This is a genomic window from Desulfovibrio sp. DV (genome assembly GCF_001936595.1).
GTDB lineage: Bacteria > Desulfobacterota > Desulfovibrionia > Desulfovibrionales > Desulfovibrionaceae > Solidesulfovibrio.
The window spans coordinates 1-23,837 of record NZ_MLBG01000026.1 but is presented as its reverse complement, the minus strand read 5'-3'; the positions used below and the strand labels follow the sequence as shown (position 1 = coordinate 23,837).

The following is a 23,837-nucleotide window of genomic DNA, read 5'->3' as shown; positions in this document are numbered from 1 at the left end:
GCATACCCCTTTGGGCAGGAGGATCAGCGAGGAAAGCGGCTAGTCGTCGTCCTGGCGCAGGGCCTTGAGGCGCTTTGACAGGGCCGACTGGGTGACGCCAAGCAGCCGGGCGGCCAGGGTCTGGCGGCCGGCCGACCGGGCCAGGGCCTCGGCCAGCAGGAGCTTTTCGGCCTTGGCAAAGCTTGGCAGGCTGGTCAGCCCGGCAAAGGGGTTCTCGTCATCGGCGATGGCGGCCGGGCCTTCGGCCTCCCCGAGGTGGCGCTTGAAGCTGTCCATGGAGAGCATCCGGCCGGTATGCAGGCTGACGGCGTCGTAGACCATGGCTGCCAGTTCCCGGATGTTCCCGGGAAAGGCATAGGTCGTAAGGAGCGGGACCAGTTCCCGGGGTGGCGTGGGCTTTCTTTTGTCCAGGGCCGCGGCCGCCTCGGCCAGGAAGTGGTCGAGCAGGGGTTCGATGTCTTCGGGGCGTTCTCGCAAGGGGGGCACGGCCACGTGGTGGGTGCGCAAACGGAAATAGAGGTCCCGCCGGAAAAGCCCCTCGCGCTCCCGGGCCGCCAGATCGGCGTGGGTGGCGGCAATGATCCGGGCGCACAGCCGTCTGGGCTGGTCGCAGCCCAGGGGGTAGTATTCCCCCTCCTGGAGCAGGCGCAACAGCTTCACCTGGGAGGCGACGGCCAGATCGCCGATTTCATCGAGAAAAAGGGTGCCGCCGGCAGCCTCCTCGACCAGCCCCCGGCGCGGGGCCTCGGCCCCGGTGAACGCCCCCCGGACATGGCCAAAAAGCGTGTCGGTAAAGGCCGTATCGTCCAGCCCGGCCACATTGAGGGCCACCAGGGGGCCGCTTCGGCCGCTCAATGCGTGGGCGGCGCGCACAAGGGCCTCCTTGCCGACGCCGGATTCCCCGGTGACGAGCAAGGGCCTGGGGCTTTTGGCCACGGCCTCGATGTAGGCGAAAACGGCCCGCATGGCCGGACTGTGGGTGCGGATGGCGGCAAAGGCCTCGGGATGGCCCAGGCTGCCCGAAACCACCCGGCTGGCCACCTCCCGGCTTTCGGCCCGAAGTTCAAGCATCTCCATGGCCCGGACAATGGCCCCGACGATGCGGCCCTCGTCGTCGGTCTTGACGCAGTAATCGTAGGCGCCAAGCTTCATGCAGGCCACAGCCGTGGCCAGCTGGTTCAGGCCCGACAGCACGATGCAGGCCACGTCCGGATGGCGTTCGGTGATGGCGGCCAGCAGTTCCGTGCCGCCCACATGCGGCATGGTCAGGTCGAGAAGCACAAGGCCAATCCCGCCCGCCTCCAGGATGTCCAGGACCTGCCGGCTGTCCCGGCAGGTCCGCACATTGGAAAAGCCGGCCGAGACTTCGAGCAAAAGGGCCATGGATTCCAACCAGTCAGCCTCGTCGTCCACGAGCAAAATGCCAAGGCCCCCGGCGCACGCGCCACTCATGCGGCCTCCCCGCCAGCAACAGGCAGCACCAGGCGCACCGTCGTGCCCCGGCCCGGTTCAGAGGAAAATTCCAGGCTGCCGCCATGCTCCTTGACGATGCCGGCCGAGACGGACAGCCCAAGCCCGGTGCCGCCGGTGGCCCGCTTGGTGGTGAAAAAGGGATCGGTCAGGCGGGGGATGTCCTCGGCGGCGATGCCGACGCCCTCGTCGGCCACGGTCAGGACCACGGCCTTGCCGCCCGGAGCCAGCGCCGTGGCCACGGCAATGCCCTGGTCGGGCGATGGCAGGGCCTGGCAGGCATTGAGGAGCAAATTGACCACCACCTGTTCGATGCGCGCGGGATTGCCCCACACCGGCGGCAGGTCGGGCGCGTCTTGCTGGCGGAAATACCGGGTGGCTTTGTGGATGGAGCTGCCGGTCAGGCGGACGGCCTTTTGGGCCACCTCGTCCAGTTGAAACGGCTGGTGGTCGCTTGGCGGGGCCAGACGGGAAAAATCGCGCAGGTCGTCAACGATGCGCCGGATGCGCTGGGCGCTTTCCTCGACCACGTCGACAATGCGCGGCAGCTTGTCCCGGATGCGCGAATAGGTGCCGCCGCCAAGGGGGAAATCGCCCCGCTCCCGGTAGACCTCGTCCAGAACGCGCATGGCCTCGGCGTTGAGCTTTTTCAGAATCGGCACATTAAGCAGGATCAACCCGTTCGGGTTGTTGATCTCATGGGCCACGCCCGAAACCAGGACGCCCAGGGCCGCCATCTTGTCGGCCTGGACGAGCTGCTGCTGGTTGTCGCGCAACAGGGCCAGGGCATCGGAGAGCGAGCGCGTGCGCTGGTCGACCTGCCGTTTGAGCGAACGCGTCCAAAGGGCCGCCCCGCCAAGCAACAGCAACAGCGGCCCAAGGACCACGGCCGCATAACGGAGCACCATCCGGGGCGAGAAGGCCTCGGTGTCCATGACCCCGAACCATTTGCGCCGCAGTTCCTGGTAGCGGCCCGACTGCTTGACCAGGGCGAGCCCTTCGCCAAGCAGGGCCAGGGTGGCCTCGTTGCCGTGGATGACGGCAAATCCGTAGGGCTGGCTGGTCACGCTTTTGGCCACGACCCGGATATTGTCGAGTTTCTCCTGCTCCAGGGCAAAGAGTCCGGGCAGCATGGCCACCACGGCATACTCCCCCTCCCCCGAGGCCAGACGGCGCAGGCCGCCCACCGGGGTCCTGGAAAAAATGAGGTCCTTTTCGTAGCCCAGGCCGTCCAGGATGTCGTTGATGCTGCCCCCGGGATGGACGATGACCTTTTTCCCGGCCAGTTCCTCCAGGGAGGAAACGGCCGGCGTGTCCCTGCGGGCAAAGATGGCGTGGTGGATGGTGGTGTGGGGCGGGGTGAGTTCGGCCTCGCGCAGCCAGAGATTGGAATAGGGCGTGCGCTGCAGGGCGTCCACCGTGCCGTCGGCCAGGGCTTCGTGCAGGCGGGACCAGTCCATGAGCACAAACTGCACGGGAACGCCCATGGCCTCGCCAACGGCCCTGGACAGATCGACATTGAAGCCGGCCGGCTGGCCGTTTTCGTCGAGATATTCGTAGGGGGGGTAGTTCTTGTCGCCGCCGATGACCAGCGGGCGACGGGCCGGGGCCGATTCCTGGGCCTGGACTGGGCTTGCCGGACAGCAGGCCACAACCAGGCACAGCAGCCCAAAGCCCAGGACAACTGGCAGATATTTCTCAAGAATTCTGTTTTTTATCGTATGATCGCACCGGTACACCGGACTGCAATAAGAGCTTCCCGTCGTGGCGTCAATGCAGCGTCCTTGGGGGCGCGCCGCCACCCCCGAGGCGAGGGCCATAAGGCCTGCGGGCAGCAACAACGCGCCGGGACCCGAAGACCCCGGCGCAGGGAGACGGTGCCGGAAGGCCGGCCTGTCTAGAAGCGGTACTTGAGGCCAAAGGCCACCTTGAGGGAGTCGCCGTCGCGCGAGGCATTGACCAGGCGGCGTCCCCACACGCTTTTCTGGAACTCGCCATGGGCCCAGCCGGTTTCGAGAAGCAGGGCCAGACTTTCGTAAATCTGGTATTTGTTGTCGAAGTTGACCGACATGACATGCTCGTCGCTGGTCAGGTCATGGCCCATCTGGAAGTAGGGATTGCTGCCGAGCAGGGTGTTGAGGTTGCGGATGGCCTTGGAAGAGTTGTTGCCGTGGACGTACATGAAGGTCAGGCGATGGGTGAGTTTTTCGACAAAGGAGATCTTGTCCAGGGAGGCGCCAAGACCCCAGTTGCCAACGATGCTCATGCCCATGTTGCTGTTCATGTACAGGTCCTGGGTGGTGTCGAACAGGAAGCTGTTGCCCGGTCCCCAGCTCGATTCCAGGATGGGCAGGCGTTCGCTGCCGTTTCTGGTGGAGCTGTCCTCACCGGTGGACCACCAGCCAAAGGCCTGGGGGGTGACCATGGTAAAGCCGGTGTACTCGGCGCCAAGGTCGACGAACCAGCCTTCGCGCTTGCTTTTTTTGCGGTCGTTGACCGCTCCGGCCCCGTAGACCACATCGCCGTAGAACTTGATCGGATCAAGAGCCGTGATCTGGAAGGTGTCGCCGGCCCAGAAGTACGGGTTCTGGCTGTTCTTCCACTTGGTCGGGGACAGGAGCGTCCCGGCCGAAAGCAGGTTCTCGGCAAAGGTCGTGTTGGCGTAGGAGTAGTTGGTGAAGTAGGCGGCGTCGCGGCCGGCCACGCTCACAGCAGCCCAGGGCGTGGTGGTGAACCCCTGGCCGGTCACGGGCAGGGCCAGGAAGTACAGGTCGAGCTCGTCAGACACCTGGGTGGTGGTGGTGTCGTAGGTCTTGTTGGTGTCAATAAGCCGGGCATAGCCGGCGGAGATGCCCAGGGTGTCGTTGATGAGCGGGGCGCGCACGACCAGCCCGGCGGCCCGGTCGCCGCCGAAGACCACGGAGTCGCAGAAGAATTCGTTGGCCGGCAGGGACAGGTCCTGCAGGCCGGCCGTGACCTCCACGTCGCTGCCGGGCAGCTTGAACTGCAGATAGGCCTGATACACAGAGATGGAGACCGTGGGGTTGGCCGCGGTCAGGGTGCCATGGCCCCAGGTGTCCAGAACCCGGGTGCCCAGGCGAAACTTGACGGCCTCGTTGGCCACGAAGTCGGCGCGCACGCGGAACCGTTCCCAGATCTGGAAGCGGTCCTCGGTCTGCTGGCCGGCCCCGGTCCAGGTGGGAACGTTGTTGTTCCAGGACGGGCCGCTCCAGCCGGTGAAGTTTTGTTTGGCGAAATAGTTGCCGTAAACCAGGGCATCGCCCACCATGCGCACTTCTGTTGCGGCCCGGGCAGCCGTTGTGGCCAGGGTCAGGGCGGCCACCAGGACGAGCAGGGAAAGACGTCGCATCATCCATCCTCCAATTGACAGGGGTTCGGGGCACACCCCGCCGGCCGGCCAGTTGCCGGCCGGCGGGGCATCGTGGCGGGGATTCGCCGGCAGGCCGTGGACGTCGGAAATACCGGAAGCGCCGCTGTTGCCGGGCCGGGCTAGGGCAGGGGCTTTTCAGCAGCGATCTTCAGGTATTTGTCGGTGACCAGATCGGTCTTTTTGAACTTTTCCAGTTCGGCCGGGGAAAAACGGCCCATGGAGGTGAAAAACGCGGCGGCCTGGACCTGCCACTTGGCAATGGGGGAATCGTTGTCGCCGGCACTGAGCTTGATCGCCTCGGCCAGGGTCCAACGCGGATGGACTTCCATCTCCTTTTTGGCGTCCTCGGCGCTCATCTTGGTGCCGCAGAAGTCGTTCATGAATTCCTGGTAGGCCTTGACCATTTCGGGCGAGGGACCTTCCTTGCGCATGACGTCGGAGACGCGGAAGTAGACGCGCAGGAACTTGGCCACCAACTGGGGATTGGCCTCGCACCACTTCTTGTCGCCAACCAGGACGGTTGCGGTATTGGCCTTGGTCGTGCCGGTGGAGCCGGCCTTGACCCAGCCGCGCGATTCGCAGGTGAAGGTGAACGGCGCCCACACCGAGGCCACGTCGCCGATGCCCTTTTCAAAGGCGGCCACGATGGAGGGCTGCTCCATGTTGGTGATCTTGACGTCGCTTTCCTTGAGGCCAAGGATTTCCAGCCACTTGCCGACGATATAATGGACCGTGGTCTGGGAGGTGAGCAGGATGGTCTTGCCCTTGACGGATTCAGGGCTGCCGTACACGTCGGGATAGGCGGGGTTAAAGCCCTTGGTCTTTAAAATCGGGCTGTCGGCGCGGACGTAGAAGGCATTGACCTCGGCCTCGTCGATGGCCGGGGCCAGAAGCGAGATGTCGTAGCGCATCCCGCCGATGAGCACGCCGCCAACGCCGGTGCCGCCCATGACCCACTGCTTGGCCGGCAGGGCCTCCATCTGGGCCGGACCGCTGCCGAACATGAGCATTTCCAGGTCGAGCCCCTCTTCCTTGTCCCATCCCTTTTTCTTGGCATACCAGATATTGAATGCTTCCGAGGAATCCATCCAGCAGGTCGGCACCTTGACCGGCTTGTCCTGGGCCAGGGCGGGTATGGCCTGGGCCAGGACGAAGGCCAGGGTCAGGGCGAGGGCGAGATACCGTCTCATACACAACCTCCGAACAGTTACGGGTTGAGGGACGCGCCGCGCGTCCGGGATGGCCGCCATTACAGGGTCAGTTCCTGGGCGTCGGTGATCTCCTGGCGCAGCTGCAGGAACCGGATATCCATGGGGTCGCGGGGCCGGGGCAGATCCACCCGGTAGGACGCCTTGACCTGGCCGGGGAGCTTGCCTTCCATGGTGACGATGCGGTCGCCAAGGAGCAGGGCCTCGTCGATGTTGTTGGTGACAAACAGGGTGGTGCGCTTTTGGCTGAGCCAGATGCGTTCGGTCTCCTGCTCCATGAAAAACCGCGTCTGGGCGTCGAGCTGGCCAAAGGGCTCGTCCATGAGCATGACCTTGGGCTGCATGGAAAAGGCCCGGGCCAGGCCGACGCGCTGCTTCATGCCGCCGGAGAGCTGGTGCGGATAGTATTTCTCGAAGCCGGACAGGCCGACCAGATCGATGCAGCGCTTGGCCTCGACCCGGCGTTCCTCGGGAGTGAGGGCCGGATTCATGTCCAGGCCCACGGTCACGTTGCCAAGGACCGTCTTCCAGGGAAAAAGCATGTAGCTTTGAAAGACCAGGCCCCGGTCGGTTCCGGGACCGTCGATGGGCGCGCCGTCCAGGCGGATCTCGCCGCTTGAAGGCGTTTCCAGGCCGGCGATGATGCGCAGCAAGGTGGTCTTGCCGCATTGTCCCGGCCCGAGGATGACCAGGAATTCCTGGTCAAAGACCTCCATGGAGACGTCGCGCAGGACCGGGACGCGCTGGACGCCTTTCTGGATGAAGGTCATGGACACGGCGTCGCAGGCGATCTTGACGTTGGCCGCGTGTGTTGGCGTATTCACGGTTCTATCCCTTCAGTAGCCGCGCCGGGGCGGGTCTAGAGATCCTTGATTTCGCGGCGCCAGGGGCACAGCTTGCGGTCCAGGGCGTCCATGGCCCGGGACATCAGCCAGGCGATGACCGCAATGACGGCCATGCCGCCAAGCACCATGGCCGGATCGGACACCTTCATGCCCTGGATGATGATGTAGCCCAGGCCGGAACGGGAGCTGACCAGTTCGGCGGCCAGGACGCAGCCCCAGGCGCTGGACAGGGCAATCTGCAGGCCGGCAGAGATGGCCGGCAGCGAGGCCGGAATGCACACCTGCTTGACCTCGTTCCAGCGTCCACCGCCCATGACCCGCACCACGTCGTAGAGTTCCGGTTCGATCAAAAGGACGCTGTTGTAGGCATTCAACAGGGCCGGGACAAAGGAGCCGATGACGATGATGAAGATCTTGGGCATCTCCTGGATGCCGAACCACAGGATGGCCACGGAGATCCAGGCCAGGGGCGGCATGGGCTTGAAGATGTCGACGATGGGCTTGACCACGGCGTTGACGTAGGGATTAAGGGCCATGATCAGCCCCAGGGGCACGCCCAGGGCGGCGGCGATGATAAAGCCGATGAGCACCCGGCGCAGGCTGGCGAAGATGTGGCCCCACATGGTCAGGCCGGCCAGGGTGGAGGTGAAAAGCTCCTGCAGGCGCACGACGACTTCAAAGGGCGTGGCCAGGGCGCTTGAGGTGCCAAGCACCCGGCTGGCCGCAGCCCAGTGCCACAGCCCGAAAAACAGGAGCAGGGACACGGTGTTGAGGAAGTATTCGTTGCGAAGGACCGAGGCCAGGGTGATGCGGCGCTTGGCCGGCCCCCGCACGATGACTTCATTGCAGACGGATGCAGCGGTGTCGCTCATGGCTTATCTCCGTATCCCGGCCAGCAGTTTGGACTCGATCCTGTCGATGATGCAGCCGATGACGGCTCCGGCCAGACCCACGCTGACCATGCCGAGGATCACGATGTCGGTGCGGCCGAGGTTGCGGCCCATGGTGATGAGAAAGCCCAGGCCCTGGTCCGAGGCCAGCAGCTCGGCCCCGACCAGGGTCACCCAGCAGTAGGCCAGGGCGATCTGCAGAGCCCCGAAGACCATGGGCAGGGCCGAGGGGATGCAGATGCTGGTGAAGATCTTCCAGTCGCTGGCCCCGAAGGTGCGGGCCATCTGGATGTGCACCGGGTTGGTCATGCCGACGCCGATGTAGGCGTTGATGACGCAGGGCACGATGCCGGAGATCCAGATGATGAAGACCTTGCCGCCAAGGCCGATGCCGAACCAGAAGATGGTCAGGGGAATCCAGGCAATGGGCGGAATGGGCCGCACCAGCTCGAAGATGGGCCGGGCCAGGCCGCGCACCGCCGAGAACCAGCCCATGAGCAGGCCCAGGGGAATGCCGACGAGCAGGGCCAGGATGTAGCCGGTAAACGCCTCCTGCATGCTCACCCAGGCGTGGGTGCCAAGGGTTGCGCCGTCGGGATTGACGTTGGTGAGCTTGTCGATGGCCAGAAGCAGGGTGTCGGACGGACGGGTGAGCAGGGTGGACGGGATGCGCCAGTCCGAGACGCCGGGCGGGGATACGGCAAACTCCCAGACCAGGAAAAAGGTGGCCACGCTTAAAAATGGCAGCAGTCGCAGCAGCAGGGGCTTTCGGACTTTGACGGTTTCAAATGCCATGGTGCATCACTCCTATGCCGTGGACCGCGATCACCACCAACGGATGAGATCGGTGACGTGCCGGCGGATTTCGATGAACTTGGGGTCCAGGAAGTTTCTGGGACGCGGCAGATCGACCACGACTTCGGCCCGCACCTTGGTGGGCTTGGGCGTCAGCACGATGATGCGCTCGGCCACGTAGACCGCTTCTTCGATGTTGTGGGTGACGAACAGGACCGTGCTTTTGAGCGTCTGCCAGAGCTTGACCAGCTCGTCTTCGAGATAAAAGCGCAGCTTGACGTCGAGCTGGCCGTAGGGTTCGTCCATGAGCAGCAGGTCCGGGTTGACGGCAAAGGCCCGGGCCACGGCAATACGCTGCATCATGCTGGCCGAAATCTGGTTGGGATAGAGATCGGCGGTGTCTTCCAGGCCGACGAGGTTTAAGATGTAGTCCAGGCGCTTTTGCAGTTCGTCCCTGGGGAACTTCTTGACCTCCATGCCGTAGGCCACGTTCTGTCTGACGGTGCGCCAGGGCAGGGCCGTCGGCTCCTGGAAGACGAAGGCCAGGTTGTGCTTGACGGGGTTGGCCACTTCGCCGTCGATGAAGATGTTGCCTTCGGTGGTTTCGGTCAGCTTGGACATGCAGTTGAGAAAGGTGGTCTTGCCGCAGCCTGTGGGCCCGACGATGCTGACCAGCTCCCCTTCCCTGATGTCGAAGTGGATATTGTCGAGAACGGTCAGGTCGCCGTAGCGCTTGGTGAAATTGCTGACCTGGATTTTCGGTCTTGGCGTCGTACAGTGTGCCACGTCTGTCTCCTCGGGTGGTTGCGCGCCGCATCCCGGCGCTCGCCGCGAGCCTTAATAGGCGGTGGTGGCCTCGGCGTCGGCCACGAGGTCGGCCAAGGCCGCCGCGTCCAGCGCTTCCGTCCCTGCCTCCAGGGCGGTTGCGGCGATGCCGCGCTCGGCCAGAGCCTCGTCATGGGCATGCAGCGTGCCGCCCTCGGCGGCGAAGCGGCGCAGCAGATCGCCCGGATAGCCGGGAACGCCCAGCAGGTTGTAGACGCCGTCGCCCAGGCACAGCAGGCGCACGTCAAAGCCCCCGGCCGTCAGCATGGCGTAGGCGGCCCGGATGCCGAGCACGGACGCTTCCTGGCCCGGAGCCTGGCGCAGCACGACGTTGATCGTTGAGAGCATGTCGGTCTCCTTCCTAGCGGCCGATGGTCAGGAGCACGTCGGTGCTCATGAGAAAGCGGGTGTAGGAATTGCCCACGTCGCCCCAGGCCACGCCGTCGAGATAGGCCAGGCCCTCGGTGCCCCGGCTGTATTCCGTGGTGTGGCAGGTGGCGAATTTCGCCCCGGCTGCAGCAAGTTCCTCGATGGCTCCGGCCAGGACGTAACCGTCCATATGCTGGCGCAGGGCGTCGGAGATGGGGGAGCGTCCGTCAAAGGGCACGGGCTTGTTGGCCAGATTGCAGCCGTTGCCGTAGAGAAAGACGTTGACCGCGTCGCCCCGGGCCAGCACGGCCCGGGCCAATTTGAGGACAAAGGCCGCGTCGTCGTTTTCAGTGCTGCCCGAGAGCAGCGCGATGGTCAGTGTGCGGGACATGGCGGCTCCTACAGGCTTATGACCTGGTCGTGATCGTCCATGATGAGCCGGGCCATGCGCTCAAAGCCGACTGCGGCCACCGAATCGTCCAGGGCCACGCCCCGGGCGGCGGCGGAATCGGCATCGGCGAACACCTCGTCCACACCCAGATTCTCAAAGGCGCCGGCCTGTCCGGGCAGGCCGAGGTAGACCGCGTCGCCCACGAGCAGCACGGCCTTGTCCTCGTCCCCGCCCAGGATTCGCAGCTCCTCCAGACAGTCCTTTCTGGATTTATTCAGTAAAAACAGCATAATTCCCTCTCCCCCAAACCGGCGTCCTAGACGCGGTTGATCTCGTAGTCGAACTCGATGCCCTCTTCCATGGAATAGGTGACCAGAGAGCCGCGATAGAGTGCGCTTTGCATGGTGTCGAAAGCGGCCTCGTCCAGATCCTCGGCACTGACGTCCAGGCGCAGGTCGATGTGGGTAAAGGCCGTGCGCATGGAATCGGTCTTTTCCTTGCTGACCGTGGCCGTGGCCGTCAGGCGCACGGGCTTGCCGGCGGCGCGCTTGATGTCGTTCCAAAGGGAGTTGGTGTAGCAGGCGATGGCTGCGGCCACGAGAAGCCGGCCGCCGAAGTGTTCGTTGCCCTTGTCCTCGGCCGACAGGGCGCTGTTGTCGTAGGCGATCACAGGCAGGGCCAGGGAACCGGTTTCGATTTTCCAGGCCGCGTCGGTTTCGCGGGCGAACGTCAGTGTCATTGTTTCCGACATGTCTGGTGCGCTCCTTTTCGGTGCAGACTTCCCCGTAGGGGCGTTCCGCTGGTCGGGCGATGGAAGGGGCCGGCCTAGCTGGCGGCCTCCTTCCGTCGACGGCGTCGTCGCTCATCGTCGCCTCGTAAAGAGCAAGGCGTATGCCAGGATTTCCCTAAAAATTATACCTGTTTAGTGTGAAAACAGGGTGGCGATTGTGAAAAAACGAACAATGCCGGGTTGTTTGCTCCCAGGCAAGCCCTGTGCGATTGTGCTTTCCGGCACCTGCCCCGCTCCGCCGGCCGTTGCCGCCTTATGGGCCCGGCCGGGCCTCGCCTGGAACCGGACCGAACATTCCCTGGGCTTTTCCGCACTGGCCCGATTTTTTTTCCGACACGGCCCGGGCAATCCTGCCTTAGCAGCTTTCCCTTCCTTGCACGCACCAGGCACACAAAAAAAACACGACAGAAATGTCGTGTTTTAGTTCATGCCTGACGCACACTACAATTTCTTTAAATTCAGACGATTACGGAGTTTCGTCGGACAAAGGCGACATTCCCGACGCCTGGGCCGGCCGGGACGGACCGGCTTTCGGGAAAAAAGCCGCAATCCGGTCGGAGAGCCGAGGGAAAAGGCCGCTGTTGCGGCATTGGCCCGCTTTTTGGATGGGTCGCAAGCTGTTCGCCAGTCGGGCTCCAGGCAGCCGTCGCCTCATCGTCATACGGCATGGACTGCAAGAGCAATCACGCGGCGAGACCCGTCCCCGCCGCCGGCCACGGCCGCCACGGACCGGAATCGACGCCAAGACCGATGCGAAGGAAGAACGAGACCATGAAAAATATCGCCCGCAAGGCCGCCCTGATCGGTTTCGACTGCGCCATCCCCAAACGCCTGGAGGCCCTGGTGGCCGAAGGCGCCCTGCCCAACTTCGCCAGGTTCATCAACAGCGGCAGCTACATGACGGAAGGCTACAACCTGCCGACCGTCACACCGCCCTCCTGGGCCACCATCTGCACCGGGGCCTATCCCAGGACCCACGGCGTGGAAGACTATTACTATTACCTGGAAGGCGAGAGCCTGGAGCACAAAAAGACCTGCCAGGCCTTTGGTTCGGCCATCCTCACGGCCGAGACCATCTGGGACGCCTGGGACAAGCAGGGCAAGAAGTGTCTGGTCATAAACTACCCCATGTCCTGGCCAAGCAAGATGCAAAACGGGGTCATGATCATGGGCGAAGGCCTGTCCCCGGCCGAGACCCGCTGGAAGCAGCTCGGCAACGCCCACAAGGAATACCTGGCCTCGGAGTCGGTGGTGTCCTCGGACTTCTATCCCATGGGCGTCCAGGCCCGCTTCGACGACGCCAAGGGCTGGAAGAACCTGCCCGAAGGGGCCGACGAGCTGGTCGAAGCCGTGATCCCCATGACGTTTAAGGAATCCATGGACCCGCTGGAGAACCAGACCTGGTACGCCCTGGCCTGGGAATCGGGCGACGACGGCTTTGACACCTTCGCCCTGTGCCCCGAGCGGGACTATGCCACGGCCTATTGCACCATCCAAAAAGGCCAGTGGAGCCCGGTGGTGAGCGCGCCTTTCACCATCAAGGCCGACGGGCGCACGGAAACGGGCACGTTTCGCTTAAAGCTCCTGGAACTGTCCGACGACGCCGAGAGCTTCAAGCTCTACGTCACCGGCATCTCCGGCCAAAAGGGCTTCGTGTCCCCGCCCGAGGCGGCCGCCCAGCTCGACCTGTCAAACGAGGTCATCTGCAACGACATGGGACTGGTGGCCTTCATCCACGGCGTCATCGACATGGAGACCGTGGTCGAAGTGGCCCAGTACCACAGCGACTGGCTGGTGAGCGTGGCCACCTCGACCCTGGCCGCCAATCCCGACTGGGACCTCTTTTACATGCACACCCACCTGATCGACTGGTTCTACCACGGTTGGCTGGCCGACATGGACAGCGCCGACGAGGCCAAGCGCCAGCGCGCCTACGACATGGAGCGGGCCATCTACCAGATCGAGGACCGCCTCCTGGGCCGGCTCATGGAGGCCATCGGCGAGGAGGCCCTCGTGTGCCTGTGCTCCGACCACGGCGCCACGCCCATCGGCCCCATCCTCAACACGGCCGAGGCCCTCAAGGCCGCCGGCCTTTGCCACTACGAGCCCAAGGCCACGGAAAACTACTGGGAAATCTACGAGGAATCCGAAGGCTACAACTACACCCTGGACGTGACCAAATCCAAGGCCGTGCCCCAGCGCTACATGTTCGTCTACGTCAACCTCAAGGATAAGTACCCCGGCGGCATCGTGGAGGCCGCGGACTACGAGACGGTGCGCGACGAGATCATCGACGCCCTGCTCGACTACCGCCATCCCGACACCGGGGAACGTCCGGTGCTCCTGGCCGTTCGCAAGGAGGACGCCCGGGTCTTCGGCATGGGCGGAGCCCAGGCCGGGGACGTGGTCTATGCCCTCAAGCCCGAGTACATGGCCGAGCACGGCTATGGCCTGCCCACCGGCGAATCCGGCTGCGGCTCGCTCAAAAACGTCCTCATCTTCAAAGGCCCCAACGTCAAAAAGGGCTACCGCTACGAGCGGCCGCGCTGGCTGGCCGACATCGTGCCGACCCTTTGCTACATGACCGGCAATCCCATCCCGGCCGATGCCGAGGGCGGCCCCATGTACCAGATCATGGAAGACCCCAACCTGGTCACCGCCGGGAAATAGGGGACACGGCCCGACGCGTGCGGGCCGCCACGCCAATTCGCTCCCGGAGGGCTTGTCCTGCGGGAAGGTTTCAAGGAGACTGTCATGGCCGAGAAGAAAGTCATTGTGCTGCTGGCAGACCAGGCGTCGCTGGACGCCGGCGGCGATGCCCTGAAGAAATTCAAGAAAAAGGCCGTTGTCGCCGCCAACTACACGGCCGGCGACGTGGCCGGCGAGGCCAGGCGCGTTCCCGGAGCCGTGACGGCCGGGCCGGACGGGGTGGCCAAGGCCCTGGAAGACGGGGCGGCCCTGGTGCTGGTGGAGATGGGCGACGCGGCTCCCGAGGCCGTCAACGCGGCCGTGGCCGCCGCCCTGGAAGCCGCTGACCGGCGCACCCTGGTGGTGCTGGCCGCAAACAATCTCCTGGCCTTTTACGGCCTTGGCATCAACACCAAGATCGGCTCCATCGAGCGCGCCGCCTGTGCCAGGGATGTGGTGCCGACCCTGGCCCACATCGCCGATCTGCCCCTGGCCGACGACGCCACCGGCGCGATCCTGTATCAGGTGCTCAAGGAGACCAACCTGAAGCTGACCGAACTGGGCAAGCTCAAGGAAGCCCTCTCCCGCATGGAAGCCGCCCTCCAGCGCGACAACCGCGAACCCTGGGACAAGCACGACTGCGCCTAGGGCGGCGGCGAAACACCCTCCGGCCGCCGCCCCGGGCGGCAGGCCGGATTGCATCAGGCCGACCGGCAATGACCGGCCGGCTCTATCGGAAAAGGCATAGGGATCCAGCGTCCCCGTCCCCGGAAGGGGCACGTGCTGCAGCACGTGCCCCTTCCTCATTTCCCGAACCCCGGCCCGTAAAAGGCCACGACCATGAAAAAAGATCAGAAAAAACAGCCTGCACCCCATTCCCTGCTCTGGAGCCTGACCCTTCTGACCGTGGGCAGCCTCGTCTATGTCCTGGGCTATAACGGCATCGCCGCCAGCCAACGCTTCGTGCCCGGAGGCCTCTATGGCCTGGCCGCCCTGGTCCACGACGCCGGAGGCGGCCTGTCCACGGCCGTCTGGTACGTCCTGTTCAACGCGCCGGTGTTTCTTTTGGCCCTGCGGGCCGTGGGCAAGCGGTTTTTCCTGCTCAACCTCTACTGCATGGGCCTCATTGCCGTCCTGACCGCCCTGCTCCACCCGGACTTCGGCATCCAGGACCGGCTCCATGCCGCCATTGCCTCGGGCGCGGTCATGGGGGCCGGCTGCGGCATCATCCTGCGTTCGAGCGGGGCCGGCGGGGGCCTGGATGTCCTGGCCTTCATGCTCAACCGCCGCTTTGGCCTGCGCTACGGGGTGTTTTACTTCCTGGTCAACGGGCTGATCATGCTGGGCACGGCCGCGCGCATGGAGCCGGATCTGGTGGTGGCCTCCATTGTGCTGCAGTTCCTCTGCTCGGTGGTGACGGAATACGTGCTGTCGGTGTTCAACCAGCGCAAGGCGGTCTGGATCATCTCCTCGCGCACTCGGGAGATCAGCCAGCGGCTGGCCTCGGAAACGAGCCTCGGCGGCACCATCATGCAGGGCCGCGGCGGCTATTCGGGCGGGGAGGTCGAGATTCTCTTTTCCATCACCCACAACATGCAGGTCAAGGTGCTGGAAGACATGGTGTTCGAGATCGATCCCCAGGCCCTGTTCGTGGTGGAAAACACCTTCAACGTCATCGGCGGCGGCTTCGGCCGGCCAGACGGCATCACCCCGGCCGGCCGGACCCGGCGGGCCAAACCGGCCGGGTCCGGCCGCAACCGGGGTCAGTAGGCGGTGGTGGCTTCGGCGTCGGCCACGAGATCGGCCATGGCCGCCGCGTCGAGCACCTCCGTCCCCGGCTCCAGGGCAGCCCCGCTAAGGCCACGGGCGTCCAGAGCCTCGTCATGGGCGTGGAGCGTGCCGCCCTCGGCGGCGAAGCGGCGCACCAAATCGCCCGGATAACCGGGAACGCCCAGCAGGTTGTAGACGCCGTCACCCAGGCACAGCAGGCGCACGTCAAAGCCCCCGGCCGTCAACATGGCGTAGGCGGCCCGGATGCCGAGCACGGACGCTTCCTGGCCCGGAGCCTGGCGCAGCACGACGTTGATCGTTGAAAGCATGTCTGTCTCCCTCCTAGCGGCCGATGGTCAGGAGCACGTCGGTGCTCATGAGAAAGCGGGTGTAGGAATTGCCCACGTCGCCCCAGGCCACGCCGTCGAGATAGGCCAGACCCTCGGTGCCGCGGCTGTATTCCGTGGTGTGGCAGGTGGCGAATTTCGCCCCGGCTGCAGCAAGTTCCTCGATGGCCCCGGCCAGGACGAAACCGTCCATATGCCCGCGCAGGGCGTCGGAGATGGGGGAGCGTCCGTCAAAGGGCACGGGCTTGTTGGCCAGGTTGCAGCCGTTGCCGTAGAGAAAGACGTTGACTGCGTCGCCCCGGGCCAGCACGGCCCGGGCGAGGTTCACGACAAAGGCCGCGTCGTCGTTTTCGGTGCTGCCCGAGAGCAGCGCGATGGTCAGTGTGCGGGACATGGCGGCTCCTACAGGCTTATGACCTGGTCATGGTCGTCCAGGATCAGTTTGGCCATGCCGTCGTAGCCAAGCACGGCCACGGCCTCGGCCGGGACCACGCCCCGGACGGACACGGCGTCCCTGGCCGCGAACACCGCATCCACGCCAAGGGTCTCAAAAACATCCACCTGGCCGGGCAGGCCGAGATAGACCGCATCGCCCACCAGCAGCACGGCCTTGTCCTCGTCCCCGCCCAGGATGCGCAATTCCTCCAGTCCCTCGGTGCGGGACGTATGCAGCAAAAACAGCATGGTTCGGCCTCCGGTTAGATGCGGTTGATCTCGTAGTCGAACTCCAGGCCCTCCTCCAGGGAGTAGGTGACCAGGGAGCCGCGATAGAGCGCGCTTTGGATGGTGTCGAAGGAGGCCTCATCCAGGTCCTCGGCGCTGACGTCCACGCGCAGGTCGATGTGGGTGAAGGCCGTGCGCATGGAGTCGGTCTTTTCCTTGCTGACCGTGGCCGTGGCCGTCATGCGCACGGGCCTGCCGGCGGCGCGTTTGATGTCGTTCCACAGGGAGTTGGTGTAGCAGGCGATGGCCGCAGCCACGAGAAGCCGGCCGCCGAAGTGCTCATTGCCTTTTCCCTCGGCCGACAGGGCGCTGTTGTCGTAGGCGATCACAGGCAGGGCCAGGGAACCGGTTTCGATTTTCCAGGCTGCATCGGTCTCGCGGGCAAAAGTCAGGGTCATGGTCTCGGACATGGGGAACTCCTTGGTCGGGGCGGCTTTCCCGCCCTCGGGCTTGTCCGGCTGCCGGGGGTGGCGGCGGCCACAATGACGGTTGACGGCAACGACCGGGTTGCCCCGGCCTTGCCCCGGGATCGGCGACGTGCGCTTGCGGCAAAAGCAACGGCTGTGCCAGGGCGGGGGGATTGAAGAGTTTTTTTGTCGGAAATACCGGCCGGGCCGGCCGGCAAGACGGCGGGACGGCGGCAAAACGGCCCGGACAGCCAACTTTCTGCCGCGCCCCCTGGCCGGGCGGACGGCCGGCAGCGGTCGGTGTCTGGCGGCAGGGCTGCCGCCCACGCCCCGGATTCGAGTCTCTCCTGCCCCGAATCCGGGGCGGCACCTTTCTGCGACGCAGGTGTCATCCCTGATGCGACAGGCATGACGCTTTTTCATCCCTTTGTGTCGTCCGCGATAAATTCTTTTAAATAAGCGTGTTACGGATTTCCTGCCCAAAAAGGCGAAACATTCGTCGCCCCCGGCCCTTGGCTGCCGCCGGCCCGGCCCGCTCTGGCCCCTCCATTTCCCAGCTCTGAAGGCGACAATCGCCATTGGCCCGCTTTTTGGAAAAGGGGCAGCGCCTGGCGCACGTGCGCCGGGCCGACCGCCCCGGGACGTGCGACAGGGGTTGGAAGGGCAGGAAGCCCGGAGAACCGGGCCAGAAGTGGAAAACTTAACGGCCGGCTTGGATGCGGCTGAAACGTGGGAAGGAGTACGGACGTGGCTGAGAAAAAGGTGGTCCTGTTGCTGGCCGGGGACGTGTCGCTGGGCAATGGCGGCAATGCGCTCAAGAAATTCACGAAAAAGGGCGTGGTGGCCACGGCCTACAGCGGCGGCGACGTGGCCGGCGAGGCCCGGCGGGTGCCCGGCGCGGTGATGGCCGGGCTGGCCGATCTGGCCGCCAGCCTGGAAGCCGGGGCCGGACTCGTCCTGGTCGATCTCGGCGAGCCTGATGCGGCCGGCCTGGAAACGGCCCTGGGGCACGTGCTGGAGATTGCCGACCGGCGCACCCTGGTGGTTTTGGCTGCGGCCAACGCCCTGGTGTTTTACGGCCTTGGCATCAACACCAAGATCGGGACCATGGCCCGGCCGGCCCAGGCCAGGGATGTGACGCCGACCCTGGCCCACATCGCCGATCTGCCCCTGCCCGACGACGCCACCGGAGCCATTCTCTATCAGGCCCTCAAGGAAACCAACCTGAAGCTGACCGAACTGGGCAAGCTCAGGGAAGCCCTCTCCCGCATGGAAGCCGCGCTCCAGCGCGACAACCGCGAACCCTGGGACAAGCACGACTGCGCCTGACGACGCCTGCGGACCGGGGGCGGCTTTCCGGCCGCCCCCCAACAACAGGCGGCCGGCCGGACACGCGCCCATCCGGCCGGCCACTCCTGGGGTGTTACCGGCTAAATGGCGAAATACTTCATCTTGCGTTGCAGGGTGCGCAGGGTCAGCCCCAGCTCCCGGGCTGTCTCGCCGCGCCGCCAGCGGTTGCGCTCAAGCGTCTTGACGATCATGGCCTGCTCGACCTTGTCCAGGGCCTCCTTCAGCGTCAGCCCCTCGCAGGCGGCCAGCTCGTCGGCCTGGGGCGCCAGCGCCTCCCCGGCCATGTCCAGTTCCGGGAAGCTCACTTCGCCAAAGGTCAGATAGCGGTCCAGGACGTTGTGCAGTTCCCGGATGTTGCCCGGCCAGTCATACTGTTCCATGGACAGCCGCAGGGCCGGGGGAAGCAGGGCCGAACTGTTGGCGATGCCGGTTTTGCGGCCCAGAAACGTGTCGATTAAAAGGAGCAGGTCCTCCTTGCGCTGGCGGATGGGAGGAAGCTCGATGGCCAGGACATGGACCCGGTAGAAAAAGTCGGCCCGCATGATCTTTTGCTGGACCATCTCCTTGAGATCGCGGTTGGTGGCCGTCACCAGCCGGAATTCGCTGCGCCGGGGCACGGTGTCGCCAACCGGGGTGTACTGCTTGCTCTCGATGGCCCGCAGCAGCTTGACCTGCAAATTGAGGGTGAGTTCGCCCAGTTCGTCGAGAAACAGCGTGCCCTGGTCGGCTGCGCCGAGATAGCCCTGCCGCGTGTCCACCGCCCCGGAGAAAGCCCCTTTCTTGTGGCCGAAAAATTCGCTTTCAAGGAGCTGTTCCGGAATGGCCCCGCAGTTGACCGGCACGTACTTGCCCGTGCGCCCGCTCATCTCGTGGATGGTGCGGGCCACCAGATCCTTGCCCGTGCCTGTCTCGCCGAGAATAATCACGTTGGTGTCGCTCTGGGCGGCCTTGAGGATCAGCTTGTAGACATTCTGCATGACCTCGCTTTTGCCGACGATGCCGCCCAGGCCATAGCTGCACTTGACCGAGGAACGCAGGCGCTCGTTTTCCTCCCGCAGTTCGATCTCCTGCATCTTCTGGGCGCTGACGTCCATGATGATGCCGACCAGATATTCCGGCCGGCCCTCCTCGTCATACAGGGCCGCGCCCTGGTCCCAGATCCATTTGACTTCGCCCGAGGACATGCTCAGGCGGTACATGAGCTGATAGGGTTCGCGTTTGGCAATGGCCTCCCGCTCGACCTTGCGCAGGGCCTCCAGATCGTCCCGGTGGGTCATGCGCTCGATGGTGTTGCTTTTTTCCCGCAGGAGTTCCTCGGTGGTGTAGCCTAAGAGCGCCTTGCAGCCCTGGCTCACAAACTCCAGCACGAAATTCTCGCCGTCGTTGATGCGGCAGCAGTAGGCCATGCCGGGCAGATGGTCGAGCAGGCGTGAGAATTTGTGCTCCACGGCCTGCAGCCGGCGCAGGACCGAGCTGTTTTCCAGCTTGTGGAGCTTGAGCGTTTCGCAGTCCAGGCAGATGGCCTGATTTCCCTCATGCATCACAATCGCTCCCTGTCGCTCATGACCTGTTTCACGCCATTTTTGTCGCGCGCGCAACCTACCTTAACCACACATCTTCTGGCCGGCAACGACAATCCTGTCGCCCCTCCCGGCCAGCCCCGGCCCCACACCCCCCGGGATCGCCCCCGGCAGCCGGCCTGGGGGCTTGGCATCATCCGTGCTTATCCGGGCGGTTATCCTGCTATCAAGGAAGGTGCCATGTCCGGGAACACGTCCTTTGCCGCCGCCCTGGTTGCCCGGCGCGACCTGGCCTTTGCCCTGCGCGGCCTGGCCATGGCCCTGGGTTCGGGGCTGCTGTGGGGGTTAAACGGCGTCGTGTTGGACAAGGGCCTAAGCCAGACGCCCTTTGCCGATCCGGCCCTGTGGCTGGCCGCCCCCCTGGCCGCCTCGGCCCTGCACGACGTCCTGGCCGGGCTGTGGAACCTGCTGTTTAACGCCGCCACCGGCCGGATGCGCGAGATCGGCCGCAGCCTGGCCACCCGGCCAGGGCTGCTGGTCGGCCTGGGGGCGCTTTTTGGCGGGCCGCTTGGCATGGGCGGCTACATCGTGGGCCTGCGGCTGGCCGGCCCGGCCTATGTCCTGCCCATCACCTCGCTGTATCCGGCCGTGGCCTCGGCCCTGGCCGCCGTCCTGCTTGGCGAGCGCATCGTCCCCCGAGCCTGGCTGGGCCTGGCCCTTTGCGCCTGCGGCGTGGCCGTCATGGGCTGGTCGCCGCCCCAGGGAGCCGAAGGCTCCCAGTTCTACCTGGGCCTTGGCATGGCCGCCCTGGCCACTGTCGGCTGGGGGGCCGAGGGCGTTTTATCCACCAGCGCCATGGATCTCCTGGACCCGCCGGTGGCGCTCAACATCCGCCAGTTCGTTTCCGGCGCGTTCTATCTGCTGGTGGTGCTGCCGCTGGTCGGCGGATGGCCGGTGCTGGCCCGGGCGGTCGTCTCGCCGGGCGGAGCCGTCATCGTCGCAGCCTCGGTCATCGGAGCCGGCTCCTATCTCCTGTGGTACCGGGCCATGAACCGGACCGGGGTCAGCCGGGCCATGGCCGTCAACGTCACCTATGCCCTGTGGGGCGTGGTGTTTAGCGCCCTGTTCACCGGAGCGGCCCTAACGGCCGGGGTCTGGCTGGGAGCGGCGGCCATCGTCGGCGGCATGATGCTGGTTGTGGGCGATCCCCGGCGGATGGCCGATCTGCGCGCCACCGACGACAGTCCGGTCCGGGCGGCCCCATGACGGCCGTCAAAGCGCCTTTGCGCATGGCCGTCATGGCCGTCCTTGAAACCGGCGAACCCCTGACCGCCGCCGACATCTCCGGCCGGCTGGCCCTGAATTATCCTGGCGAACGCCAGAGCGCGCCCGAGGCCGTGGAAGACCACCTGCAGGCCCTTCGAGCCGTGGGCCTGGTCCGGCGGGCGGCGGCGTATCTGGCCGGCGAAAGGCTCATCGAGTCCTACTGCATCACCGGGCGCGGCCGGGCCAGACTGGCCTGGAGCCGCTGGGGCGCTCCGGCGGCCGGCTCCGGGCCCATGGACAAACCATGCAACGCCCCGGGGGGAGAATCGTGAAGAATCTCAAACTTGGCCTGAAAATCGCCCTGGGCCTCGGCCTGCTCCTGTCGCTGACCGTGGGGCTTGGCGGCCTGGCGGTGTGGAGCATGTCCCAGGCCCGGGAAAAATCCTCGGTCCAGGCCACCCGGCTCATGCCCGAAATCGAAATCGTCACCGCCCTGCGCGCCGCTACCACCCAGGCCACCCGGGCCATGCAGCTGTTTGCCCTGACCAATGAAACCGCTTTTTTCAATGATGCCGCCGCTGCCGTGGCCGAGGTGGAAAAACAGCTGGCCGCAGCCAGGGAACTGGCCGACCGCTTTGCCGAGCTGACCATGCTTGGCGAGAGCACCGAGGGCATCGGCCGGCATCTGGACCAATTCAAGACCCTGATGGCCCGGATGCAGGAGACGGGAACGGCCATCGCTGCCGAGCGCGAGGGGCTTTTCCGCTGGGCCCAGATTTTCGACGAGGGGCTGGCCAGTCTGCTGGCCCTTAACAACACCCGTCTCGATCAGGAGATCGAGGCCGGAGCCGACAGCGCCGCCCTGGCCGAGCGCCGCAGCAAGATCGGGCAGGCCACGGCCATCCTCGATCTGGCCGCCAAGGTCCGGGTGGCCAACTGGCAGGCCCAGGCCCTGCGCGATCCGGGGATCGTGGTCGCGGCCCGGCCCCGCTACGACGAAGCGGCCGAGAACATCCGCAACCTGCGCCAGTTGGCCAGAAAGGCCGAGGAAGTGCGCCTGATCGAACCCATGCGCACCGCCTTTGAGCAGTACCGCGCCCAACAGGACAGCCTCATCGCCGCCCTGGCCGCGGTCCAGGAAACCGGGCTGGCCCTGGAAACGGCCGGTCTGGAGCTCGAACGCCTGACCCGGGATACCGCGGCCCACGGCATGGCCAGCGCCAAACAACTGGCCGACGCGGCCATGGCCGGCCTGGACCGGGCCCGCCTGCTCCTGCTTGTGGGCCTCGGCACAGCCCTTTGCCTGGGCGTGGCCGTGGCCTGTTTCATGACCCGGGCCATCACCGGGCCGCTCAAAAAGGGCGTGGGCTTTGCCGAGGCCGTGGCCCGTGGCGAGCTCGACCGGGAATTCATCCTGGACCAAAACGACGAACTCGGGGCCCTGGCCAAGGCCCTGGGCCACATGGTGACCACGCTTAAACGCAACATGGCCGCCATCGAGGAACAAAGCGCCGCCATCGGCCAGGAGTCCAGGCGCACCCGGCAGGCCCTGAACGAGGCCACGGCCAAGGAAGCCCACATCGACGAACTCATGCTCCGGATGCAGGACGCGGCCGGCCGGGCCTCGGTCATTGCCGAACGCGTGGCCTCGGCCGTGCAGCAGCTCTCCAGCCAGGTGGACGAGACGGCCCGTGGCTGCGAGGTCCAGCGCCGGTCCATGGGCGAGACGGCCACGGCCATGGCCCAGATGAACACCTCGATCCTGGATGTGGCCCAAAGCGCCGCCCGGGCGTCCACCAGCGCCGAAAACGCCCGGACCCGGGCCGCCGAAGGCGCAGCGGTCATCGACCGGGCCCTGGCCGCCATCGTGTCCCTGGAGGGCCTCACCGGCCGGCTGCGCCACGACATGGCCGGGCTGGCCGAACAGGCCCGGCTCATTGGCGGGGTCATGGACGTCATTTCCGACATCGCCGACCAGACCAACCTCCTGGCGCTCAATGCCGCCATCGAGGCCGCCCGGGCCGGCGAGGCCGGACGCGGCTTCGCGGTCGTGGCCGACGAGGTGCGCAAACTGGCCGAAAAAACCATGCAGGCCACCAGCGACGTGGGGGCCAAGATCAAGGCCGTCCAGGAAGCCTCCCGGCAAAACGCCGCCAGCGTCGATCTGGCCGCCAAATCTGCCGGCGAAGCCGCGGCCCTGGGCGGCCAGTCCGGCACGGCCCTGGAAAACATCGTCACCCTGGCCCGGCAAAGCGCCGGCCAGATCCAGGACATCGCTGCCGCCGCCGAGGAACAATCCACTGCCGCCGACCAGATCCACAACACCCTGGGCGAGGTGGTCGGCATCACCGCCGAAACCGCCGCCGGCATGGCCCAGTCGGCCAAGGCCCTGTGCGAACTGGTCCAGCTGACCGAAAACCTGCAAGCCCTGGTCGGGGAACTGCGCGGCGACGACAGCCCCGGCCCGGCCCTGCCCCGGGCGGCAGCCGTCGCCGCCCTGACCTGAGCCGTATCCATTGCCGGCCGGGGCCAAACCCGCCCCGGCCGATCGGGCCACCGCGCCCAAGGAGCGATCCCATGAAGGATGAACGCATCGTCCCCGCCGCCAGCAACACGACCCAGTCCGGCCTCACCCCGCGGGTGGCGGCCCTGCGCCAGGCCTACCTGGAGGCCAAGCCCTCGGTCTCCATTGCCCGGGCCAAGGCCGTCACCGAGGTCTACCGGGCCAATCCGGGCATGCCGCCCATGATCCTGCGGGCCATGGGGTTCAAGCGGGCCTGCGAGACCGCGCC

25 protein-coding genes are annotated in these 23,837 nt (G+C 65.6%); 8 read left to right on the top strand and 17 right to left on the bottom strand.

The annotated features are described in order from the left end of the window. Positions 1-39 precede the first annotated feature (39 nt). From DVDV_RS08355 to DVDV_RS08300, 12 genes are all read right to left on the bottom strand, one after another. On the bottom strand, positions 40-1,452 hold the full coding sequence (locus DVDV_RS08355) for a sigma-54 dependent transcriptional regulator (protein ID WP_075354223.1): 1,413 nt from the start codon (positions 1,450-1,452) through the stop codon (positions 40-42). Beyond that, on the bottom strand, positions 1,449-3,290 hold the full coding sequence (locus DVDV_RS08350; protein WP_083634718.1) for a transporter substrate-binding domain-containing protein: 1,842 nt from the start codon (positions 3,288-3,290) through the stop codon (positions 1,449-1,451). Before DVDV_RS08350 ends, DVDV_RS08355 begins: the two co-directional genes overlap by 4 nt. A gap of 77 nt (positions 3,291-3,367) precedes the next feature. Beyond that, entirely contained in the window at positions 3,368-4,840 is a 1,473-nt protein-coding gene (locus DVDV_RS08345; protein ID WP_075354236.1) for an outer membrane homotrimeric porin, read from the bottom strand. Positions 4,841-4,980: 140 nt separating this feature from the next. After that, on the bottom strand, positions 4,981-6,051 hold the full coding sequence (locus tag DVDV_RS08340) for an ABC transporter substrate-binding protein (RefSeq protein ID WP_075354222.1): 1,071 nt from the start codon (positions 6,049-6,051) through the stop codon (positions 4,981-4,983). 59 nt (positions 6,052-6,110) lie between these two features. Next, entirely contained in the window at positions 6,111-6,893 is a 783-nt protein-coding gene (locus tag DVDV_RS08335; protein ID WP_254845310.1) for an ABC transporter ATP-binding protein, read from the bottom strand. A 35-nt stretch (positions 6,894-6,928) separates the two neighbouring features. Next, entirely contained in the window at positions 6,929-7,786 is an 858-nt protein-coding gene (locus DVDV_RS08330) for an ABC transporter permease (protein WP_075354221.1), read from the bottom strand. A 3-nt stretch (positions 7,787-7,789) separates the two neighbouring features. Beyond that, positions 7,790-8,599, bottom strand: a complete 810-nt coding sequence (locus DVDV_RS08325) for an ABC transporter permease (protein ID WP_075354220.1) — start codon at positions 8,597-8,599, stop codon at positions 7,790-7,792. 30 nt (positions 8,600-8,629) lie between these two features. Next, positions 8,630-9,385 carry an ABC transporter ATP-binding protein gene (locus DVDV_RS08320; protein WP_075354219.1) on the bottom strand — a complete coding sequence of 252 codons (756 nt, stop codon included), beginning with the start codon at positions 9,383-9,385 and terminating at the stop codon, positions 8,630-8,632. Positions 9,386-9,436: 51 nt separating this feature from the next. Next, positions 9,437-9,772, bottom strand: a complete 336-nt coding sequence (locus tag DVDV_RS08315; RefSeq protein ID WP_075354218.1) for a DsrE family protein — start codon at positions 9,770-9,772, stop codon at positions 9,437-9,439. Between the two features lie 13 nt (positions 9,773-9,785). Then, positions 9,786-10,184 (bottom strand): DsrE family protein, encoded by a 399-nt coding sequence (locus tag DVDV_RS08310; protein WP_075354217.1) that lies wholly within the window; start codon positions 10,182-10,184, stop codon positions 9,786-9,788. 8 nt (positions 10,185-10,192) lie between these two features. Beyond that, positions 10,193-10,474 (bottom strand): hypothetical protein, encoded by a 282-nt coding sequence (locus DVDV_RS08305; RefSeq protein ID WP_075354216.1) that lies wholly within the window; start codon positions 10,472-10,474, stop codon positions 10,193-10,195. Between the two features lie 26 nt (positions 10,475-10,500). Continuing rightward, on the bottom strand, positions 10,501-10,935 hold the full coding sequence (locus DVDV_RS08300) for an OsmC family protein (protein WP_083634716.1): 435 nt from the start codon (positions 10,933-10,935) through the stop codon (positions 10,501-10,503). Between the two features lie 810 nt (positions 10,936-11,745). Here DVDV_RS08300 and DVDV_RS08295 point away from each other — a divergent pair. The 3 genes from DVDV_RS08295 to DVDV_RS08285 all read left to right on the top strand — a co-directional run bounded on the left by DVDV_RS08295 (position 11,746) and on the right by DVDV_RS08285 (position 15,432). Then, positions 11,746-13,644, top strand: a complete 1,899-nt coding sequence (locus DVDV_RS08295; RefSeq protein WP_075354215.1) for an alkaline phosphatase family protein — start codon at positions 11,746-11,748, stop codon at positions 13,642-13,644. An 84-nt stretch (positions 13,645-13,728) separates the two neighbouring features. Then, positions 13,729-14,310 carry a hypothetical protein gene (locus tag DVDV_RS08290; protein ID WP_075354214.1) on the top strand — a complete coding sequence of 194 codons (582 nt, stop codon included), beginning with the start codon at positions 13,729-13,731 and terminating at the stop codon, positions 14,308-14,310. Positions 14,311-14,502: 192 nt separating this feature from the next. Next, on the top strand, positions 14,503-15,432 hold the full coding sequence (locus DVDV_RS08285; RefSeq protein WP_075354213.1) for a YitT family protein: 930 nt from the start codon (positions 14,503-14,505) through the stop codon (positions 15,430-15,432). On the opposite strand, the gene DVDV_RS08280 is transcribed toward DVDV_RS08285, so the two are convergent. The 4 genes from DVDV_RS08280 to DVDV_RS08265 are packed head-to-tail and all read right to left on the bottom strand — an operon-like array spanning position 15,426 to position 16,912. Continuing rightward, complete coding sequence (locus DVDV_RS08280) at positions 15,426-15,761, bottom strand: DsrE family protein (protein WP_075354212.1); 336 nt, start codon at positions 15,759-15,761, stop codon at positions 15,426-15,428. The two genes, DVDV_RS08285 and DVDV_RS08280, sit on opposite strands and share 7 nt — an antisense overlap. A 13-nt stretch (positions 15,762-15,774) precedes the next feature. Further along, positions 15,775-16,173, bottom strand: a complete 399-nt coding sequence (locus DVDV_RS08275; RefSeq protein WP_075354211.1) for a DsrE family protein — start codon at positions 16,171-16,173, stop codon at positions 15,775-15,777. Between the two features lie 8 nt (positions 16,174-16,181). Beyond that, positions 16,182-16,463 carry a hypothetical protein gene (locus tag DVDV_RS08270; protein WP_075354210.1) on the bottom strand — a complete coding sequence of 94 codons (282 nt, stop codon included), beginning with the start codon at positions 16,461-16,463 and terminating at the stop codon, positions 16,182-16,184. A 14-nt stretch (positions 16,464-16,477) separates the two neighbouring features. Further along, positions 16,478-16,912, bottom strand: coding sequence for a hypothetical protein (locus DVDV_RS08265; RefSeq protein ID WP_075354209.1), 435 nt, complete (start codon positions 16,910-16,912; stop codon positions 16,478-16,480). 744 nt (positions 16,913-17,656) lie between these two features. On the opposite strand from DVDV_RS08265, the gene DVDV_RS08260 reads away from it, so the two are divergent. Continuing rightward, positions 17,657-18,238: a hypothetical protein gene (locus DVDV_RS08260; protein ID WP_075354208.1), complete on the top strand. Its 582-nt coding sequence runs from the start codon at positions 17,657-17,659 to the stop codon at positions 18,236-18,238. Positions 18,239-18,339: 101 nt separating this feature from the next. Here DVDV_RS08260 and DVDV_RS08255 read toward each other — a convergent pair whose 3' ends face one another. Continuing rightward, entirely contained in the window at positions 18,340-19,800 is a 1,461-nt protein-coding gene (locus DVDV_RS08255) for a sigma-54-dependent Fis family transcriptional regulator (RefSeq protein WP_075354207.1), read from the bottom strand. 219 nt (positions 19,801-20,019) lie between these two features. Between DVDV_RS08255 and DVDV_RS08250 the strand changes: the two genes are divergently transcribed. The 4 genes from DVDV_RS08250 to DVDV_RS08235 all read left to right on the top strand — a co-directional run. Then, entirely contained in the window at positions 20,020-21,045 is a 1,026-nt protein-coding gene (locus DVDV_RS08250; RefSeq protein WP_075354206.1) for a DMT family transporter, read from the top strand. Continuing rightward, entirely contained in the window at positions 21,042-21,377 is a 336-nt protein-coding gene (locus DVDV_RS08245; protein WP_075354205.1) for a helix-turn-helix transcriptional regulator, read from the top strand. The genes DVDV_RS08250 and DVDV_RS08245 overlap by 4 nt, the downstream gene beginning before the upstream one ends. Then, a complete protein-coding gene (locus DVDV_RS22715; protein ID WP_075354204.1) occupies positions 21,374-23,551 on the top strand; it encodes a methyl-accepting chemotaxis protein in 2,178 nt (725 codons plus the stop codon). Before DVDV_RS08245 ends, DVDV_RS22715 begins: the two co-directional genes overlap by 4 nt. A 71-nt stretch (positions 23,552-23,622) precedes the next feature. Continuing rightward, positions 23,623-23,837 (top strand): pyruvate formate lyase family protein (locus DVDV_RS08235; RefSeq protein ID WP_139311563.1); only part of this gene is annotated, 215 nt, incomplete at its 3' end.

Bases quoted from the DNA above. Each gene is read 5' to 3' on its own strand.
- DVDV_RS08250 (WP_075354206.1), top strand. From the start codon at position 20,020: ATGTCCGGGAACACGTCCTTTGCCGCCGCCCTGGTTGCCCGGCGCGAC.
- DVDV_RS08245 (WP_075354205.1), top strand. From the start codon at position 21,042: ATGACGGCCGTCAAAGCGCCTTTGCGCATGGCCGTCATGGCCGTCCTT.
- DVDV_RS08340 (WP_075354222.1), bottom strand. From the start codon at position 6,051: ATGAGACGGTATCTCGCCCTCGCCCTGACCCTGGCCTTCGTCCTGGCC.
- DVDV_RS08350 (WP_083634718.1), bottom strand. From the start codon at position 3,290: ATGGCCCTCGCCTCGGGGGTGGCGGCGCGCCCCCAAGGACGCTGCATT.
- DVDV_RS08290 (WP_075354214.1), top strand. From the start codon at position 13,729: ATGGCCGAGAAGAAAGTCATTGTGCTGCTGGCAGACCAGGCGTCGCTG.
- DVDV_RS08355 (WP_075354223.1), bottom strand. From the start codon at position 1,452: ATGAGTGGCGCGTGCGCCGGGGGCCTTGGCATTTTGCTCGTGGACGAC.
- DVDV_RS08280 (WP_075354212.1), bottom strand. From the start codon at position 15,761: ATGCTTTCAACGATCAACGTCGTGCTGCGCCAGGCTCCGGGCCAGGAA.
- DVDV_RS08295 (WP_075354215.1), top strand. From the start codon at position 11,746: ATGAAAAATATCGCCCGCAAGGCCGCCCTGATCGGTTTCGACTGCGCC.
- DVDV_RS08275 (WP_075354211.1), bottom strand. From the start codon at position 16,173: ATGTCCCGCACACTGACCATCGCGCTGCTCTCGGGCAGCACCGAAAAC.
- DVDV_RS08330 (WP_075354221.1), bottom strand. From the start codon at position 7,786: ATGAGCGACACCGCTGCATCCGTCTGCAATGAAGTCATCGTGCGGGGG.
- DVDV_RS08310 (WP_075354217.1), bottom strand. From the start codon at position 10,184: ATGTCCCGCACACTGACCATCGCGCTGCTCTCGGGCAGCACTGAAAAC.
- DVDV_RS08325 (WP_075354220.1), bottom strand. From the start codon at position 8,599: ATGGCATTTGAAACCGTCAAAGTCCGAAAGCCCCTGCTGCTGCGACTG.
- DVDV_RS08305 (WP_075354216.1), bottom strand. From the start codon at position 10,474: ATGCTGTTTTTACTGAATAAATCCAGAAAGGACTGTCTGGAGGAGCTG.
- DVDV_RS08255 (WP_075354207.1), bottom strand. From the start codon at position 19,800: ATGCATGAGGGAAATCAGGCCATCTGCCTGGACTGCGAAACGCTCAAG.
- DVDV_RS08265 (WP_075354209.1), bottom strand. From the start codon at position 16,912: ATGTCCGAGACCATGACCCTGACTTTTGCCCGCGAGACCGATGCAGCC.
- DVDV_RS08285 (WP_075354213.1), top strand. From the start codon at position 14,503: ATGAAAAAAGATCAGAAAAAACAGCCTGCACCCCATTCCCTGCTCTGG.
- DVDV_RS08345 (WP_075354236.1), bottom strand. From the start codon at position 4,840: ATGCGACGTCTTTCCCTGCTCGTCCTGGTGGCCGCCCTGACCCTGGCC.
- DVDV_RS08300 (WP_083634716.1), bottom strand. From the start codon at position 10,935: ATGTCGGAAACAATGACACTGACGTTCGCCCGCGAAACCGACGCGGCC.
- DVDV_RS08315 (WP_075354218.1), bottom strand. From the start codon at position 9,772: ATGCTCTCAACGATCAACGTCGTGCTGCGCCAGGCTCCGGGCCAGGAA.
- DVDV_RS08270 (WP_075354210.1), bottom strand. From the start codon at position 16,463: ATGCTGTTTTTGCTGCATACGTCCCGCACCGAGGGACTGGAGGAATTG.